Source organism: Lentzea sp. NPDC058450 (genome assembly GCF_042721395.1).
Classification (GTDB): Bacteria; Actinomycetota; Actinomycetes; order Mycobacteriales; family Pseudonocardiaceae; genus Lentzea.
Map to the genome: position 1 here is coordinate 217,234 of NZ_JBHXLO010000012.1, position 16,918 is coordinate 234,151.

Here is a 16,918-nt window from a genome sequence, read left to right on the forward strand (position 1 = left end):
CTCAGGTTAGCGGGCGTTAACTTCTTCATGTTAGCGCCCGCTAACCTAGCGGTCCACCGGTACGGCTTGAGAGTGACCCGAACGCAGGTCAAGCACCTGTTCAGACACTCTCACGTTCCGGAATACCTCACCCGATGACGGCCCGAAGAGCGGGCAGGTAGCCGCTCGCGTGGCCGGCCCGGTTCGGGTGGTACGACTCGTCGACCGGCCAGCTCAGGCTGTTCAGCCACCAGCTGGACGAGCAGATCTCGTGCCCGGTGAACGCCCCGCGCACGTCGACGTAGGTGAACCCGGCCGCCCCGGCCCGCGCGCTGATGGTGGCGTGCAACGCGTCGCTGCCGGAGTTGATCGCGGCCCGCTTGGTGTCGCTCAGCCCGACGTTGCAGGAGCCCGGCACCTTGTAGATGCGCGGGTAGCCGAGCACGACCACGCGCGCCGACGGCGACTTCGCCTTGATGGTGCCGTAGACGTTGTTGAGCAGCCCGGGAAGCGTGTTCGCGGCGTAGATCTTGGCCGTGTTCACCCGATTGACGCAGTCCTGGTCGGACCCGAACGTGCAGGTGGTGATCACATCGGTGAAGCCGGCGTCGTTGCCGCCGACCTGCACCGTGACGAGGTTGGTGGCCGCCGTCAGGGTGTTGGCCTGGCTGATGACGTCACCGGTCTTAGCTCCCGAGCAGGCGACGCTCCTGAACGTCGCCGGGGCTGTCGCCGCCGCGTACAGGGCTGGATAGGCGAGCGGGCCGCGCTTGCAGGCGCCGCTGCCACCGTCGTAGCTGCCGGTCCCGAGCCCGGAGGCGTAGGAGTCGCCGAGCGCGACGTAGTTGGTCGGTGCGGCGCTCGCGGGGTTGGCGAGCGCGATGACGGCCGCGGCGGCGGTGACCACCGAGGCGATGAAGTGAGCAGGACGCATCGAAGACTCCCGAAGGGGCCGCAGGGTGTGATGCATTGCACGGCAATGGTTACTCACGGGTAAGGCCTGTGTGAAGTATTCGTCAATAGTCAACAATCAGGCTTTGCACCTGCGGAAATTCCACCCATCCGGGGCATGAAAAAAGCAGGAGCCCCGGATAGGGCTCCTGCTTCGTGGTGCGCCGGCCGTAGCGGCTGCGGTCAGACGCTGGCGTCGAGGTGATACGTCACGCCTTCGTGCGACGCCGCGTAATCACCCGTCGTGGCGTAGACGTCGATCGTGTCGCGGACGTAGTCGAGCGGCTGCGCCCGGAAGTGCAGGTCCGGCCACGCTTCACCCGGCACGACGAGGTCGGAGTGGCGGCAGTCGATGCCGCCCTCGGTGTCCCCGCACGTCCAGCCGTCACCCCGCGCCTGGACGTCGAGCTCGTCCGGCACGGAGAGGAACACGGTCACGCCCTGCTCGTTCTCGTCCCCGATGTCCGTGAGCCGCACCGAGAAGTCGAAGCCACGCCTGGAAGTCCAGTGCGTTCCACCCACGTCGACGTACTCGTAGGCCATGGGCGAGTCGCCCAGAATCATCCGGATGTCGATCGGCGCCGGCTCGGCGGCGTTCGCGACGGATGCGCCCGAGAAGGCGACCACTCCGGCGACAGCGGTGCACAGCAATGCCTTGATCATGGAACTCCCCCAGAGTTCAGATTGGTTCAACCACTCAGAGGACGCCCGTCGCCGCACCGGGTTGCTCCGGCCCTCGAATTGTGGGACCCGAGGTCAGGTAAACGCCTGCTAACCTCCTTCCGTGGTCGACAAACCCTCACGTCGGGACCAGATCCTCAACGCCGCGGCCGAGCTGTTCGCACGCCACGGCTTCCACGGCGTGGGCATCGACGACATCGGTGCGGCCGTGGGCATCTCCGGCCCGGCCCTCTACCGGCACTTCCGCAGCAAGGACGCGATGCTCGGCGAGATGCTGACGTCGATCTCCGAGCGGCTGCTCGACGGCGGTCAGTCCCGGGTGGACGCCGCCTCCGACGCGGACGAGGCGTTGCGGGAGCTCATCGGGTGGCACGTCGACTTCGCGCTGGACGACCCGGCGCTCATCACCGTGCAGATGCGCAACCTCGCGAACCTCACCGACCCCGACCGCCGTCGGGTGCGGGCCTTACAGCGGCGGTACGTCGAGGTGTGGGTGGAGACGATCCGGCGCACGGTGCCGGGCTTCGACGAGCCGACCGCCCGTGCCGCCGCGCACGCCGTGTTCGGGCTGATCAACTCGACGCCGCACAGCGCCCACCTCGACCGGGACCAGATGGCCGCGCTGTTGTCGAGGATGGCACTCGCGTCGCTGACGCCCGCGGTCGTCGCGACGTAGGCGACCTCGCCTCGCGGACGCCCGACACGGCCGCGACCTAGATCAACCCCCGCCGGTGCGCGGCCGACACGGCTGACGCCCGGTCCGGCACCTCCAGCTTCGCGTAGACGTGCTGCAGGTGCGTCTTCACCGTCGCCTCGCTGATGTGCAGCGCGGCCCCCACCTCGCGGTTCGTCTTCCCCCGCGCGACCAGCGCGAGCACCTCGCGTTCCCGGGCGCTCAACGCCGACACGGGCACCGGCGCGTGCACCTTGCGCACCAGCCGCGCCGCGACCGAGGGCGACAGGACCGTCTCGTCCCGCGCCGCCGCCCGCACCGCGCGGAACAGCTCGTCGCGGGGCGCGTCCTTCAGCAGGTAGCCGATGGCGCCGGCCTCGATCGTCGGCAGCACGTCGGCGTCGGTGTCGTGCGTCGTCAGCACCAGCACCCGCGTCGATGGCGCGCACGAACGGATCTGCCGGACGAGGTCCGCCCCGCTCGGAGCGGGCAGCCGGAGGTCGGTCACGGCCACGTCCGGGCGCACGGCGGCGATCACGGTCAGCGCCTCCGTGCCGCTCGCCGCCTCGCCCACGACCTCGAAGTCCTCCTGGGTGCCGAGCATGCCGCGCAGGCCGTCGCGGACCACCGGGTGGTCGTCGATCACCACGAGGCGGATCATCGCGCGTCCAGGGTGACGTTCACGGCGGTTCCGTTGCCGGGGGCCGACTCCACGGTCACGGTGCCGCCGAGCAGCGCCACGCGTTCCTCCATCCCGGTGAGGCCGAAGCCGCGCACCGACGGGTCGAAGCCCACGCCGTCGTCCATGACGTCCAGCACCACCACGTCCTCCATGTACGACAGTGTGACGTCCACCCGCTCGGCACGGGCGTGCCTGCCCGCGTTCGCGAGGGCCTCCTGGGCGGAGCGCAGCACGGCCACCTCGGTGTCCGCACTCAACGGCCGGGCGGAGCCGGTGACCGTGCAGGTCGCCACCACGCCGTGCTCGGAACGCCAGGCGTCCACGGCCCGTTCCACCGCCTCGCTCAGCCGGCCGTCCTGCAACGGGCCGGGCCGCAGCGCCTCGATCGACCGGCGCACCTCGACCAGGCTGTCGCGGGCCAGCCGCCGGGCGGTGGCGATGCGGCCGCGCACCGCGTCGTCGGCGGGCTTCAACGCCTCGGCCACCTCGAGCTGCGTCACGATGCCGGTGAGGCCCTGGGCGACGGTGTCGTGCATCTCCCGCGACACGCGGGCCCGTTCGGCGAGCACCTGGAGCCGGGCGTTCTCCTCGGACAACGCGAGGACGCGCTCGTTCATCTCGCGGCGGCGGATGACCTCGCGTTCCATCACGCGGATGATCCAGCCGACCAGGATCGCCATCGGGGTGGTCACGCCGAGGTTGATCAGGGCGGCCGCCTTGAGGTCGGTGCCCTGCGGCACCAGCCACAACCCGCCCACGACCACCGCGCCCGCATAGGCGAGCCAGCCCGGCAAGGTCAGGAACGCGAGGCCGTAGCAGGCGGCGACGAAGATCGTGAACACCCCGTCGTGCTTGAGCAACACGACGGTCCCGGCCAGCACTCCGGCGAAGTACAGGAGCATCAGCACGGTCCGCCGCTCCAGCCACGACGGGTGCGCGATCACGAACCACCAGTGCCACAGCACCAGCGCGCCGACGACGGCGAGCGGCACCAGCGAGACCGGCCGCGCCACCAGGTAGACACCCGTCGCCAGGGCCAGCAGACCACCCGGTACGAGGGCCCACACCTGGTTCCACCGGCGTTCCTGCTCCACCATGGACATCACGCCGAAGATCCTTGCAGCCTGCGCACACTGCTCAGCAACGCCTCGGCAGGTCCCCGCTGACCGCGGCGGCGCAGCAGGTCGGCCAGCAGCACCGACACGAGCCACGTCGCCAGCGCCACCAGCGCGGTCGCGGCGGATCCGAGGTGCGCGCCCAGCCCCAGCGTGTACGGCACGAACAGCAGCACGAACACGACGGACTGGAAGAGGTAGCAGCTCAGCGACCGCTCCCCGCAGGCCGCGATCGCCCGCACGACGGGGCTGTCGGCGCGCACCCGCAGCGAGATCAACGCGATCAGCGCCGCGTACCCGAGCCCGCCCGCGATCCCGGTGACGGCGTGCAGCGCGGCCAGTCCCGCCAGCCGCGACGGCTCGTCGACGTGCAGCACCCCCGCGACCGCGAGGCCGCTGGGCGCCCCGCCGAGCACCGCGATCGAGATGCCCCACCCGGCGACGTGCCGCAGCAGCCTCCGGTACCGGTCGGGCGAGGCGAGCACGTCACGACGGGCCGCCCACACGCCCATCATCGCGGCCGCGCCGACCCCGACGAGGCCGAACGGGACCAGCAGCCACTCCAGCGGCCGCATCTCCATCGCGGCCAGCGCGTCGGTCGTCTCGAACGACAGGAAGTACGACCGATGACCGTTCGGCGGCACCGAGTACGCCTGCCCCACGACCAGCGCGGTCACGCCCAGCCAGAGGGTGGCGGCCACTAGCAGCGTGCGGTCCTTCCACCTGGTCATCGCGATCACCGCGAACCCGAGCACGCCGTACAGGCCGAGCACGTCGCCGGGGAAGAGCAGCAGCGCGTGCAGGAACCCGAACGCGATCAGCCAGCGACCCCGCGACTTGGCCCGCTCGGGCGCCATCTTCGCGACGCCGTAAGCGAACAGGAAGGCGAACATCGGGTACGCGCGGGCGTCGACGAACGTGACGACGAAGAAGCTGACCACGTGGTCGGCGAACCCCGTCTCGACGATGTGCTGACGCACTCCGTACGGACGGCCGTGGAGGTAGACGGCCGAGTTCGCCAGCGCGATCAGCGCGAGCATCCCGCCGCGTGCCAGGTCAGGTGTGAGCAGCCGTTTCATACTGCAAGCGTGTCCTTCTCAACGGACGAGCAACATCATCCGTGTCGTGGGCCGGCATCATCCGATCGACGGATGGCGTACGCCTGACCTGGCGAACTGGCGATCAGCCGAGACCCTTCCGTAACCTGGCGCGACAATGGGCGCTCGCACACTCCTCCTCCGACTCCCGGCCTGGTTCCGGTTCACGGTGATCACGCTCGCGGTGTTCGTCTGCGGGGTGATCGCCTCCCGCCCGGCCACCGGCGACAGCGGGATCCCGCCCAGTGCCGACGTGATCGCCGCGGCCAACGCCGTCAACGCGTTCGTCTCGCCGTCCGCGACGCACGACCCGTACCTGAACCTGCCCGGCGACTTCGCCCGGGAGATGGGCCGCGACCCGAAGACCATCACCGCGCCGGACGGCACGCTCAGGGTGGTCGACAAGGACGGTGGCTGCTCGGGCCCGGCCGGGGACACGGAGTGGGACTTCAGCGCGGCGTGCCGGGCGCACGACCTGGGCTACGACCTGTTGCGTTATGCCGACCACAAGGGCGATCCGCTCGGTCCGCAGGCGCGCAAGGCGCTGGACGACCGGCTCACGACCGACCTGCACACCCAGTGCCGGCTGAACCCGCGCGGCGCCGAGCAGAGCTGCCACGCGGTCGCGACGACCTACGCGCTGGGCCTGAAGTTCAACTCGTGGCGGCAACGGTGGGGTGCGCCCGGCCACGAACCCGTGGTGGCGTGGGCGTTCGGCAGCGCGGTCGTGGTGTTCCTGCTGCTGGCCCGGCTGCACGGCCGTCGCCGCGACGCCAGCGCGCCGTTGCCGGAGGTGCTGCAGAACGCGGAGCAGGACAGGTACGCGACGTTCCTGCGGTTGCTGAGCCTCACGTTGCTGGTGCTCGGCGAGACGGTGGCGACGCTCGCGCACCTGCGCGGGTCCGGCACTCCGTGGCTGTGGGCGTTGCAGGCGGTGCCGTTGTTCTTCTTCGCCGGCGGGCACGCGAACCTGCGCAGCTGGCAGGAGCACCGGGGCGGGTTCGGCTGCTGGGTGTCGAGCCGGACGTCGTGGCTGCTGCGGCCGGTGCTCGCGTTCGTGCTGCTGTGGGTGGTGCTGTTCGCGGCTCTCAACCTCCTCGACGTGAAGGTCGACGCGTACAGCCGGTTGATCACGCATCCGTTGTGGTTCCTCGGGGTCTACCTGCTCGCGGTGGCGGCGGCGCCCGCGGCCGCGTGGCTGCACGAGCACTTCCGCCGCACCACGCCGTTCGTGCTGGTGCTGGTGACGACGGCGGTCGAGGTCGCGCGCACGTCGACGGACTGGAAGACCGGCGGGTACGTGAACCTGATCGTCGGCGCGTTGCTGATGCAGCAGATCGGGTTCTTCTACGCGGACGGCACGCTGACGCGGTTGTCGCGCCGGCTGCTGGCCGCCCTGGGTGCGGTCACGGTGCCCGCGCTGGTGTTCTTCAGCGACTACCCGCGGTCGATGATGGTGCTCGGCGTGGCGCAGGTGTGCCTGGCGCTGCTGGCCCGCGAACGCCTCACCACCTGGCTCGACGGCCGGTCGTGGCACGTCGTGGACTTCGCCCGGCGGGCGCCGATGACGGTGTACCTCGCGTACCTGGCGGGCGTCGGCGCGCTGGTCGGGCTGCTCGGCCTGACCCAGGCGCCGATCTGGCTGGTGCTCGCGCTCGTGCCGTTGATCCTGGTGTTCCACCGCTTCGAACGGCGCCTGATCCGGGTGCACCGGCTGGCGCACGAGTCGCACCGCACCCGCCTCGCCACGGCGATGGGGGTGTCGTTCGGGACGCTCGGCGTGCTCGGGTTCGTGGTGAGCGGCTTCCTCGGCGACGGGATGCTGGTGCTGCTGCCGGTCGACCCGTTGCAGAACCTCATCCACCTGCTGCTCGGCTGGTACCTGATCCACACGGCCCGCACCGGCAGCTGCGACACCCGTCTGCCTTGGCTGCTCACGGCACTGGCGTGCGTACCGCCGATGCTGGCGCTGGACCCGGCTCCTCCGGTGGTGGTGCTGCACGCCGTGGCGATCGGCCTCGCAGTGCTCGGAGCCATCCCCAGGTCACGACCGCGCACACCGGCAGCCACAGCAGCCGCTGCCACACCCAGTCCGGATGATCTGGTGGCTGCTGGAGCCCCGGCAACGGCCCCCACGCGCTGACCGCCAGCGTCACGGTGACCAGCGCGCTCTGGTGCGCGAGGAAGATCCCCAGCGCCTGCCGGTTCACCCACCGCACCGGCTTCGCGGTGCCGAGCCTGGTCAGCGCAGGTGCGATCGTGAGCACCAGGCCGATCTGCGCGAACGCCAGCGCGAGCGTCGCGTAGTTCGGCGGGTTGAGGTTCGACACGGCCTCGCCCGGAATGCCCACCGCCGAGACCGGATACCCGCCGACGGTCGTCAGCAACGCGTACCCGAGCACACCCGCCACGAGCAGCGGCGGCCCGGGAATGCTGCGGCGCCGGAGCGCGTACCCGAGCTGCCAGGCCGCCCACCACACGGCATACGGGACCACCAGCACGAGCGCCACCGGCACGAGCACACCCCACGAGTGCTCGTCCAGCTTGCGCACCAACGGTTTCATCGCCAGCAGCACCAGGTAGACGCCCAGGAACCACAACGGCGTGGTGACCAGGAAGCCGATGTTCCAGGCGGTGCCCTGGTCGACCCCGCGCAGGACCAGTCCGAAGAGGACGGCCGCCCAGCAGCCCAGCATCAGCGACGTGGGCACGGCGAGTTGCTTGAGACGCAGGAGAAACGGCGTCTTCGAGCAGGCCGCCGCGAACCCGCCCACGAAGAAGAACAGGCCGAGGGTCTGCAGCACCCACGAGACCGGGGTGAGCGACGGCAGGTGCTTGAGCGGACTGTCGATGTACATGCCGGTCGGGGTGTCGACCAACGCCGTGACCAGCCAGTGGCCGAGAACGACGGTGATCACCGCGAGCGCCCGCACGGCGTCGATGAACGGATTCCTCACAGCTGGTTCCCCGCAATCCCGACCAGCGCTTTCAGCGTCTCGGTGCCCGGTTCGTAGTAGGTGTCGTGCTTCCCGCCGGCGAACCGCAAGACCGTGGCGCCGAACGCGTCGGAAGCCGGATCCGTCCCGTGCCCGAGGTCGAACAACCGCACGTTGGGCACGAACCGCATCCAGTCCCCGGCCGACCGCAACGCCCACACCCGCGCCGAGGTCCCCAGTTCGGAGGCCGACCCGGCCCGCACCCCGGGACTCCCGGTGAACACGACGTCGGCGACGTCCAGGTCGTGCGCGGCCAGCCCGACCACCACCGACCCGTAGCTGTGCCCGATGACGTGGACCCGCACGTCGGAAGGCAACGCCCGCACGAAGTCGACCAGCGCGACGGCCCCCTGCCGGGCCAGCGACCCGGTGACGGCGTCCACCCCGAGTCCCTGCGGCGTCCGGTACCCGAGCCAGGCGATCACCGCGAGGTCGTCGCGATGAGCCTCGGCGTACAGGTTGGACGCCATCCGCCCGACCGTCCGGTCGAACCGGTCGACGTCCACGTCGGACCCCGGCACCACGACCACGACGTCCCGGGCGGTCGCGAGGTCACCGACGATCGCGACCCGGCGGGCGACGTCGGTGCGCCACTGCGCGATCGACGGCGCGACCGACGGCAGGGCGATCAGCAGGAGGAACAGGACGGCTCGGCGCATGTCCCGAAGCTAGGAAGACCACGGACCCCGGATCGTCCCGCCAGAGCGCCATTACCCCGGTACTACGAGCCCGCTCTCGTAGGCGGCGATCACGGCCTGGGCGCGGTCGCGGAGGCCGAGCTTCATCAGCACCCGGCTCACGTGCGTCTTCACCGTCTGCTCGGCGAGCACCAGCAGAGCCGCGATCTCGGAGTTCGACAGGCCCTGCGCGATCAGCACGAGGATCTCGGTCTCGCGTTCGGTCAGCGCGGACAGCCGCGCCGGCCGCACCCGTTCCGCCCGGCGGGAGCGCACGAAGTCCTCGATCAGCCGCTTGGTGATCGACGGCGCCAGCAGCGCGTCCCCAGCGGCCACCACGCGCACGGCGTTGAGCAGCTCACGGGCGGGAGCGTGCTTGAGCAGGAACCCGCTCGCCCCGGCCTGCAACGCCTCGTAGACGTAGTCGTCGAGGTCGAACGTGGTCAGCACCAGCACCTTCGTCGACGCGGAGCCGTCCATCAGCAACCGCGTCGCGGTGAGTCCGTCCATCTCGGGCATGCGGATGTCCATCAGCACGACGTCGGGTTCGACCGCACGTGCGAGCGCGACGCCCTGCACCCCGTCGCCCGCGGATCCGACGACCTCGATGTCGTCCTGCGCGTCGAGCAACGCGGAGAAGCCCTCGCGCACCATCTCCTGGTCGTCGACCACGACCACCCTGATCACTTGTCCCCCAAGGGAATCCTCGCCCGCACCACGAACCCGCCGTCCTCGGTCGACTTCACGGTCAGCGTGCCACCGTGCACCGCGACGCGTTCGCGCATCCCCACCAGTCCCTGCCCGCTGCCGCCGCCCCTCGACGGCCCGCCCGCGGTGTTGCGCACCAGCACGTCCAGCCGGTTCCCGTCGCGGTGCACGTGGACGGACGCCCGCGAGCCGGGCGCGTGCCTGGTGGCGTTCGTGAGCGCCTCCTGCACGATCCGGTACGCGGTGAGGCCGACGGCCTCCGGAACGTCGTCCACGTCCACCTCAGCCTCGTCGCCGGGCCGCACCAGCTCGGGGATGCGGCTGATGCCGGGCTGCGGTTCGCGTTGAGGGGCCTCGCCGTTGGTCCGCAGCACGCCCAGCAGGCGTTGCATGTCGGTGATCGCCTCACGCGCGGCCTCGCCGAGCTCCGCGAACTCCTGCTGGGCCTCGTCGCTCAGTCCTTTGAGGCGGTAAGGCGCGGTTTCGCACCTCACCACCACCATCGACATGTGGTGCGCCACGACGTCGTGCATCTCCCGTGCGATGCGGGCTCGTTCCTCAAGGGCGGCGTTGGAGGAACGCTCCTCCTCCAGCTCCCGTTCGGCTCGGCCACGCGCACCGAAGAGGTAGACGACCGCGGCGAGCATCGGCACGAACAACGCGAGGTCGGCGGCCTGCCGTTCGGTGACGGCGACCAGCACCGCGCTGACCAACGTGGCGGTGATCACGATCGGCCGCGAGTAGAAGGCGGCGACCGCCACGACGAGCGGGATCGCCGTCCAGTACTGGAACGCCGCGGCCCCGTCGCCCACGCACAGCAGACCGACCCAGTAGAAGCCCAGCGCGGCCACCCGCCAGGCGTACAGCGGCGAGCGGATCAGCAGCACGTACGGCACGACGGTCGACAGGAAGATGACGACCCACCAGCCGTCCGAGTCCTGTTGCCGCACGTAGTTGGCGCTCGCGACGATCCCCCACACGAACGCGTAGATGATCAGTGCGGCGTGGACCGGGACGCGCCACCGCCCGAAGGCCCTGGCGAGGACTCGGGTGCGATCGGGACCGAGAACGGTCCGGTACAACGCGCGGAACACCAGCCGATGCTAGGTCGATCCGCTGATTCGCACATTGACCTGCGGAGTGAGGTACCGGGGTATGACTCTGATCAAGATGGGGCATTGCGAACGCGTGACACCGCGCGGTAGGCAGTACCTGTGAGACCACCACAGGATCCAGATCGCTGGGCGCGGCTGACGGCCGTCGCCGGCGAGGCGCTGGCTGCCGCCAGGGCCGGGGAAGACGCTGTGGCGGTGGACCTCGTGACCGGGTACCTCAGCGGGTCTCCCGAGGGCAACGAGGAGATCCGTGAGCTGGTGCTGCTGCTGTTCGCCGAGTGCAGCAGCATGGTCAGCGCGCTCGGTTCCGGCGGCGCGACCCCGGTCAAGATGCAGGTGTTCGACGAGGAAGGCAACGAGGTCCAGATCGACGACGCCGACCCGCCCGTCCGCACGGCGATCCGCGCCCTGTTGGCCGAGGTGCACGGCGACCAGGACGCGGCTTCGGAGCAGATCGAGATCGCGCTGGCCAACGGCCAGCCGCAGGAGCTCGCGACCGTGGTCTTACAAGCCCTGCGGTGGACGTTGAAGCTGGCCATCGAGTGCGAGACGCGCGACCTGCCGATCGCGCCGTGGATCACCGCGTCGCTGGACGACCAACCCTGACGTGCAGCAGCGCGTCGACCCCGTTCATGAGGTGCTGGTCGAGCGGGAAGTGCGCCATCTTCAGCATCGGGTCGCCGCCGAGGTCGGTGCGGCGCGGACCCTCCGGCTTGTCGCTGGTCATGCCCCAGGTCGTGAACCTGGTCTGGAGCTGACCTTCCGGGGTTGCTTTGTCCGGTTCGCCCAGTCCGATGGAGTCGTTGCGGCCGAGCGTGCCGCCGAGGACGGTGTACCGGTCGCCGAGGATCGGGGCCACGAGCGCTCCGGCCGAGAACCACTCGATCCGTTCGCCGGCCATCTCCATCGACGAGTTGGTGCGCTGCAGGTGGGCGTTGTGGGCGAACACCAGCGTGGGTCCCTTGGCCGCCTCCTCGCGGCGGATCGCCAGCAGGTTGCCGGCCATCACGCCGTCGCGCATCTGGCACAGGCGGTTGAGGCGCACGCCCAGCGGGTTCGGTTCGGCGCACTCGCGGTGGTACTGGAGCAGGCTCAGCCCGGCGTTCAGGTACGTCTCGGCGCGCACCCACGCGTCGTCGGTGCTCTTGCGCTCGTGCAGCCGCTTGAGCATGCCGGTGCCGATCTCGCGGAACCTGATCGCCTCCTCCGACTGGCCCGGTGACTTCGTGAGGTCCATGACGGCCTCGTCCCGGCTCCACTTCTCGTCGTCGGTGCTGAGGTCGATCTCCTCGCCCAGGTAGTCGCGGGCGTGTTCGAGGTAGGGGCGCGGGCTGGGCGCGCTGGTCGTCTCGGTCTGGAAGTCGAAGCCGTGGAACGACAGCCGCTCGTGGTGCGGTTTGCCGGCGTTGTACTCGCGCATCCACTTCACGAGCTCGCGGTTGGCCGGCCAGTTCTCGCCGAACGTGTGGGAGAAGCCTTCCTTCATGACCACGTCAAGGTCGCCATCCGCGCCGTGCACGTAGTCGTTGACGAGCAGGCCCCGGATCCGGCAGCTCTCCAGGGCGATCGAGCGGTAGCCCAGGCCCACGAGCTGCTCGAACAGCTCGTTGCGGATCCAGCTGTGGGCGTGGTCGAGGTGGGTCGGCTCCCCGAACGCCAGCAGCTCGGTGAAGGGGGTGATGAACTCGCGAATGTCCTGGCTCATGTGGTTCAACCGTAACATTGAAAGCTCTGTTGAGACTTTTCCGCGATCTGACCATTTGGCATCGCCTAAAGTCTCAACCGTGCGACCATCCGACCTAGCTCGCGAGCACGGCCTGTCGGCCCAGGCGGTGCGCAACTACGAGGAGTCGGGGTTCCTGCCGCCGGCCGAGCGCACGCCGTCCGGTTACCGCGTCTACACCGAGGTGCACGCGGCCGCGTTGCGCACGTTCGTCGCGTTGATCCCCGCCTACGGGCACGCCGTGGCGGGCCGGATCATGAACGCCGTGCACGCCGGCTCGCTGGACGACGTGCTGCTGACGATCGACCGCGGCCACGAGCAACTGCTGCGCGACCGCGCGACGCTGGACTCGGTGAGCGGCGCGGTGGCCGACCTGACCGACGTCGAACCGGTGCTGGAGCCGCGCACGATCGGCGAGCTGGCCCGGCGCCTGGGCGTCACGCCGGCGACGCTCCGGGCGTGGGAGGAGGCAGGAGTCCTGGTCCCGCAACGGGAAGCGACGGGCTACCGGCTGTTCCGCGCCGAGGACGTCCGCGACGCGGAGCTGGCCCACCTCCTGCGCCGCGGCGGCTATCCGTTGGCGCGCATAGCCCTGGTGGTGGACCAGGTCCGGTCGGCGGGCGGCACCGACACGCTGGGCGCCGCCCTGACCGACTGGCGCGGCCGTCTCCAGGCCCGCGGCCTGGCGATGCTGACGGCGTCGGCGCGCCTCAGCGAGTACCTGACCGCACGGGCAGCAACTCCGTGACGAGCGCGCCGACCTGCTCGCTCTCGATCAGGAACGCGTCGTGCCCGTACGGCGACTCGATCACCCTGAGCGCGTCGGCTCCGGAGATCCCCGCGACCAGTTCTTCCTGCTGCGCCAACGGGTACAGCCGATCCGAGTCGACCCCGGCGACGATCGTGCGGGCCCGGATCCGGTGCAGGGCCGCCTTGATCCCACCTCGCTGGTGCCCGACGTCGTGGGAGTTCATCGCCTCGGTCAGCGTCACGTAGCTGGCCGCGTCGAACCTCCGGCTCAGCTTGGCCGCGTGGTGGTTCAGATAGGACTCGACCTCGAACCGCCCGTCCTCCTGCTTCGCCCGGCCGAACCTGGCCTGCAACTCCTGCTCGCTGCGATAGCTGATGTGCGCGATCCGCCGCGCGATCCCCAGTCCCTCAACGGGATCGGCCCTGATCGCGTGCAGCTGCGCGGACGCCAGCGCGATCTGCTCGGCGGACGCCGCCGCCGTCGTTGCCAGCAACAGCAAGGACTCCACTCGTTCGGGTGCGCTCACCGCCCACTCGACGGCCCGCATACCGCCCATCGACCCGCCGAGCACGGCGGCCCAGCGGTGCACGCCCAGGTAGTCGGCGAGGTGCAGTTCGGCCGCCACCTGGTCGCGGATGGTGATGCCGGGAAAGCCGGGGTACTGCCAGGGCCCGGTGCTGCCCTGGCACCCGCCCAGCACGTTGGGCGCCACCACGAAGCACCCGTCGAGCGGTTTCCCCGGCCCCACCAGCGAGTCCCACCAGCCCGGCGTGGGGTGACCCGGCTCCACGCCCCCGGCGACATGACTGTCGCCCGTCAGGGCGTGGAGCACGAGCACCGCGTTGGAGGCCTCCGCGTTCAAGGTCCCCCACGTCTCGTACGCGAGCTGGAACCCAGGCAGTTCCCCGAACTCCGCGGCGTGGCTGAACCACTTCCGCCGACCGTTCGGATCGCCGAACCGCCATCCGCCCACTACAACTCGGACTTCGCCGCGGTGAAGCCCGCCTCCAGGTCGGCCTTGAGGTCCTCCAGCCCTTCGAGCCCGACCGACAGCCGCACCAGGCCGGGCGTCACACCCGTGACGACCTGCTCCTCCGGTGTGAGCTGGCTGTGCGTGGTCGACGCCGGGTGCACGATCAACGACCGCACGTCGCCGATGTTCACCAGCTGGCTGAACAGGCTCGTACCGTCCACAAAGGCCCGTCCGGCCTCGACCCCGCCGCGCAGTTCGAAGCTCACCACCGCACCGGCACCCTTCGGCAGGTACTTCTGCGCGTTGGCGTGGAACGGCGACGACTGCAGGCCCGCGTAGTGCACCTTCTCGACCTCGTCGCGGCCCTCCAGCCACTCGGCAAGCGCTTGCGCGTTCTGCACGTGCCGTTCGATCCGCAGCGACAACGTCTCGATGCCCTGGATGACCAGGAAGCTGGTCAACGGCGCGATGGCCGCCCCGGTGTCCCGCAGCCCCTGCACCCGCAGCTTGGCCGCGAACGCCCCGTGCCCGAGCACCGGCCAGTACCGCAGGCCGTTGTAGCTGGGGTCGGGCTCGTGGAAGTCGGGGAACTTCTCGGCCCCGTACTCGAACTTGCCGCCGTCGACCACCACGCCCGCGATGGCCGTGCCGTGCCCGCCGAGGTACTTGGTCGCCGAGTGGATGATGATGTCCGCGCCGTGCTCCAACGGCCGGAGCAGGTACGGCGTGGGCACGGTGTTGTCGACGACCAGCGGCACCTGGTTCGCGTGCGCGACCCCGGCGACCCCTTCGATGTCGAGCACGTGGCTGCGCGGGTTCGCGAGCGTCTCCGCGAAGAACAGCTTGGTGTTGGGCCGCACCGCCGACTGCCAGGCGTCCAGGTCGTCGGGATCGTCCACGAAGGACACTTCGATGCCGAGCTTCGGCAGCGTGTAGTGGAACAGGTTGTACGTGCCGCCGTACAACGAGGCGCTGGAGACCAGGTGGTCACCGGCCCGCGCGAGGTTCAGGATCGCGGCTGTCCCTGCCGCCGACCCGGACGCGAAGGCGACGGCCGCCACGCCCCCTTCCAGTGCGGCGACGCGCTGCTCCAGCACGTCCTGCGTGGGGTTGTTGATGCGCGTGTAGATGTTGCCGGGCTCGGCCAGCGCGAACAGGTCCGCACCGTGCTGCGTGTCCCGGAAGACGTACGAGGTGGTCTGGTAGATCGGCGTGGCGCGGGCGCCGGTGGCCGGATCGGGCGCGGCGCCCGCGTGGATCTGGGCGGTTTCGAAGGACCAGGACATGGCTGTGCTCCAGAACGTTCGTTGATGCGAGGGGGGTTGGGATCAACGAGAGCAACGACAGGCCATGCTGGTGACGCGCACGTAATCCACGTGGCGTCGGCTAACCAGCGGCATGGTCATGCAGACGAAGGTAGGGCTCCACCCGGTCCCTCCGACACCCCGTCCATCAGGTGAGAACGCTTAGGCTGATCGCATGCGCACAGCTCTCGTCGGCTACGGACTGGGTGGGGCGGCCTTCCACGCCCCGTTCATCGAGGCAACCCAGGGCCTGGAACTCTCCGCGGTGGTCACCTCGAACCCGAAACGCCAGGCCGAGGTGGCGCAGCGCTACCCGAGCGCCCGCCGACTGTCCTCTCTGGACGAGGTCTGGCAGGGCGACTTCGACCTCGTCGTCATCACGACCCCGAACCGCTTCCACGCGACCCACGCCCGCCAGGTCCTGGAACACGGCCTGGACGTCGTGGTCGACAAACCGTTCGCCGGCTCCGCCATGGAAGCACGCGCCCTCGCCTCCATCGCCTCCTCGAGAGGCCTGCGCCTGATCCCGTTCCACAACCGCCGCTGGGACGGCGACTTCCTGACCGTCCAACGCCTCCTGGCCACCAACGCCCTGGGCGCGGTCCACAAGTTCGAGTCCCGCTTCGAGCGCTACCGGCCGGAGATCAAGTCGTCCTGGAAGGAGTCCGGCGACCCAGCGGACCTGGGCAGCATCCTCTTCGACCTGGGCACCCACCTCGTGGACCAGTCCGTCGCCCTCTTCGGCCGCCCGACCGCGGTCCACGCAGAGATCGCGACCGTCCGCCCAGGCGCCAAGGCCGACGACGACGTCTTCCTGTCCCTGACCCACGACCAAGGCGTCCGCTCCCACCTCTGGATGAGCGCGCTGGCAGCCGACCTGGGCCCCCGCTTCCGCGTCCTCGGCCACGACGCCGCGTACGTCAAGTACGGCATGGACCCGCAGGAAGAGCGCCTCAAGGCGGGCGAGGCCCCCGCCGGACCCGGCTGGGGCGAGGAGCCGGAGGAGGCCTGGGGCACCCTCGGCGGCGCGCCGCACCGGACGGAGGCAGGCGCCTACCAGGACTTCTACGCCCAGGTGGCCGCCGGCGAGTCCCCGGTCTCACCGCACGACGCGGTGACGGGTCTTGAGGTGATCGAGGCGGCGAAGCAGTCGGCGGCGACGGGAGACGCCGTCAAGCTCTAACGCGCGGACGATCCGGCCACACGCACCAGGCCCCCAGATGACGCGCGGACGGTCCGGACGCACGCACCAGGCCCCGGATGACATGCAGGCGGTCCAGACGCGTGCCAGGCATGCCGACAAGCTGCGATGCCGAAGGCGAGCCCAACCCGACGGCGAAGCCGAGGCTTTGGCTTTTGCTTTTCGCTTTGAGCCAAGAGGGCCCGGCGGTGGGGTCCCATCACGAGTCGCGCCATAGCTCTTGCTGCACCTGGACGGGTCTGTAAAACCCACACGCTCTTCGTCTTTTTGACAGCCCCGTCCAGGTGTGGCC

16 protein-coding genes and 1 pseudogene are annotated in these 16,918 nt (G+C 70.1%); 5 read left to right on the forward strand and 12 right to left on the reverse strand.

The genetic code is table 11. The annotated features are described in order from the left end of the window. Nucleotides 1-127 precede the first annotated feature (127 nt). Together ACFWNN_RS20690 and ACFWNN_RS20695 are read right to left on the reverse strand one after the other, a co-directional pair. On the reverse strand, nt 128-913 hold the full coding sequence (locus ACFWNN_RS20690; RefSeq protein WP_382441541.1) for an SGNH/GDSL hydrolase family protein: 786 nt from the start codon (nt 911-913) through the stop codon (nt 128-130). 200 nt (nt 914-1,113) lie between these two features. Further along, the gene (locus tag ACFWNN_RS20695; protein ID WP_382441542.1) at nt 1,114-1,593 is read right to left on the reverse strand and encodes a hypothetical protein; all 480 of its coding nucleotides are present in this window, start codon (nt 1,591-1,593) and stop codon (nt 1,114-1,116) included. Between the two features lie 121 nt (nt 1,594-1,714). On the opposite strand from ACFWNN_RS20695, the gene ACFWNN_RS20700 reads away from it, so the two are divergent. Continuing rightward, nucleotides 1,715-2,287: a TetR/AcrR family transcriptional regulator gene (locus ACFWNN_RS20700; protein ID WP_382441543.1), complete on the forward strand. Its 573-nt coding sequence runs from the start codon at nt 1,715-1,717 to the stop codon at nt 2,285-2,287. A gap of 37 nt (nt 2,288-2,324) precedes the next feature. Here ACFWNN_RS20700 and ACFWNN_RS20705 read toward each other — a convergent pair whose 3' ends face one another. Genes ACFWNN_RS20705 through ACFWNN_RS20715 form a run of 3 tightly spaced genes read right to left on the reverse strand, consistent with a single transcriptional unit; the run spans nt 2,325 to nt 5,160 of the window. Beyond that, nucleotides 2,325-2,945 (reverse strand): response regulator, encoded by a 621-nt coding sequence (locus tag ACFWNN_RS20705; protein WP_382441544.1) that lies wholly within the window; start codon nt 2,943-2,945, stop codon nt 2,325-2,327. Beyond that, nucleotides 2,942-4,069: a sensor histidine kinase gene (locus ACFWNN_RS20710; RefSeq protein ID WP_382441560.1), complete on the reverse strand. Its 1,128-nt coding sequence runs from the start codon at nt 4,067-4,069 to the stop codon at nt 2,942-2,944. Before ACFWNN_RS20710 ends, ACFWNN_RS20705 begins: the two co-directional genes overlap by 4 nt. Then, nucleotides 4,069-5,160, reverse strand: coding sequence for a DUF418 domain-containing protein (locus ACFWNN_RS20715; RefSeq protein WP_382441545.1), 1,092 nt, complete (start codon nt 5,158-5,160; stop codon nt 4,069-4,071). Before ACFWNN_RS20715 ends, ACFWNN_RS20710 begins: the two co-directional genes overlap by 1 nt. Before the next feature lie 364 nt (nt 5,161-5,524). Here ACFWNN_RS20715 and ACFWNN_RS20720 point away from each other — a divergent pair. Further along, a pseudogene (locus ACFWNN_RS20720) lies at nt 5,525-5,758 on the forward strand (hypothetical protein); the annotation flags it as partial. A 1,354-nt stretch (nt 5,759-7,112) separates the two neighbouring features. Here ACFWNN_RS20720 and ACFWNN_RS20725 read toward each other — a convergent pair. The 4 genes from ACFWNN_RS20725 to ACFWNN_RS20740 are packed head-to-tail and all read right to left on the reverse strand — an operon-like array spanning nt 7,113 to nt 10,653. After that, nucleotides 7,113-8,135, reverse strand: coding sequence for an acyltransferase (locus ACFWNN_RS20725; RefSeq protein ID WP_382441546.1), 1,023 nt, complete (start codon nt 8,133-8,135; stop codon nt 7,113-7,115). Continuing rightward, the gene (locus ACFWNN_RS20730; RefSeq protein WP_382441547.1) at nt 8,132-8,833 is read right to left on the reverse strand and encodes an alpha/beta hydrolase; all 702 of its coding nucleotides are present in this window, start codon (nt 8,831-8,833) and stop codon (nt 8,132-8,134) included. Before ACFWNN_RS20730 ends, ACFWNN_RS20725 begins: the two co-directional genes overlap by 4 nt. A gap of 51 nt (nt 8,834-8,884) precedes the next feature. Further along, nucleotides 8,885-9,538 (reverse strand): response regulator, encoded by a 654-nt coding sequence (locus ACFWNN_RS20735; RefSeq protein ID WP_382441548.1) that lies wholly within the window; start codon nt 9,536-9,538, stop codon nt 8,885-8,887. Continuing rightward, nucleotides 9,535-10,653, reverse strand: coding sequence for a sensor histidine kinase (locus tag ACFWNN_RS20740; RefSeq protein WP_382441549.1), 1,119 nt, complete (start codon nt 10,651-10,653; stop codon nt 9,535-9,537). The genes ACFWNN_RS20735 and ACFWNN_RS20740 overlap by 4 nt, the downstream gene beginning before the upstream one ends. 120 nt (nt 10,654-10,773) lie before the next feature. Between ACFWNN_RS20740 and ACFWNN_RS20745 the strand changes: the two genes are divergently transcribed. Beyond that, the gene (locus tag ACFWNN_RS20745) at nt 10,774-11,280 is read left to right on the forward strand and encodes a hypothetical protein (RefSeq protein WP_382441550.1); all 507 of its coding nucleotides are present in this window, start codon (nt 10,774-10,776) and stop codon (nt 11,278-11,280) included. Here ACFWNN_RS20745 and ACFWNN_RS20750 read toward each other — a convergent pair. Further along, on the reverse strand, nt 11,252-12,379 hold the full coding sequence (locus tag ACFWNN_RS20750; RefSeq protein WP_382441551.1) for an erythromycin esterase family protein: 1,128 nt from the start codon (nt 12,377-12,379) through the stop codon (nt 11,252-11,254). The genes ACFWNN_RS20745 and ACFWNN_RS20750 overlap by 29 nt on opposite strands. 79 nt (nt 12,380-12,458) lie before the next feature. On the opposite strand from ACFWNN_RS20750, the gene ACFWNN_RS20755 reads away from it, so the two are divergent. Then, a complete protein-coding gene (locus ACFWNN_RS20755; RefSeq protein WP_382441552.1) occupies nt 12,459-13,145 on the forward strand; it encodes a TioE family transcriptional regulator in 687 nt (228 codons plus the stop codon). Here the strand turns inward: ACFWNN_RS20755 and ACFWNN_RS20760 are convergent. Together ACFWNN_RS20760 and ACFWNN_RS20765 are read right to left on the reverse strand one after the other, a co-directional pair. Then, nucleotides 13,108-14,121, reverse strand: coding sequence for a homoserine O-acetyltransferase (locus tag ACFWNN_RS20760; RefSeq protein WP_382441553.1), 1,014 nt, complete (start codon nt 14,119-14,121; stop codon nt 13,108-13,110). The genes ACFWNN_RS20755 and ACFWNN_RS20760 overlap by 38 nt on opposite strands. Further along, on the reverse strand, nt 14,121-15,407 hold the full coding sequence (locus ACFWNN_RS20765; RefSeq protein ID WP_382441554.1) for a bifunctional o-acetylhomoserine/o-acetylserine sulfhydrylase: 1,287 nt from the start codon (nt 15,405-15,407) through the stop codon (nt 14,121-14,123). Before ACFWNN_RS20765 ends, ACFWNN_RS20760 begins: the two co-directional genes overlap by 1 nt. 193 nt (nt 15,408-15,600) lie before the next feature. Between ACFWNN_RS20765 and ACFWNN_RS20770 the strand changes: the two genes are divergently transcribed. Then, on the forward strand, nt 15,601-16,608 hold the full coding sequence (locus tag ACFWNN_RS20770) for a Gfo/Idh/MocA family oxidoreductase (protein ID WP_382441555.1): 1,008 nt from the start codon (nt 15,601-15,603) through the stop codon (nt 16,606-16,608). The last annotated feature ends 310 nt before the right edge of the window (nt 16,609-16,918 follow it).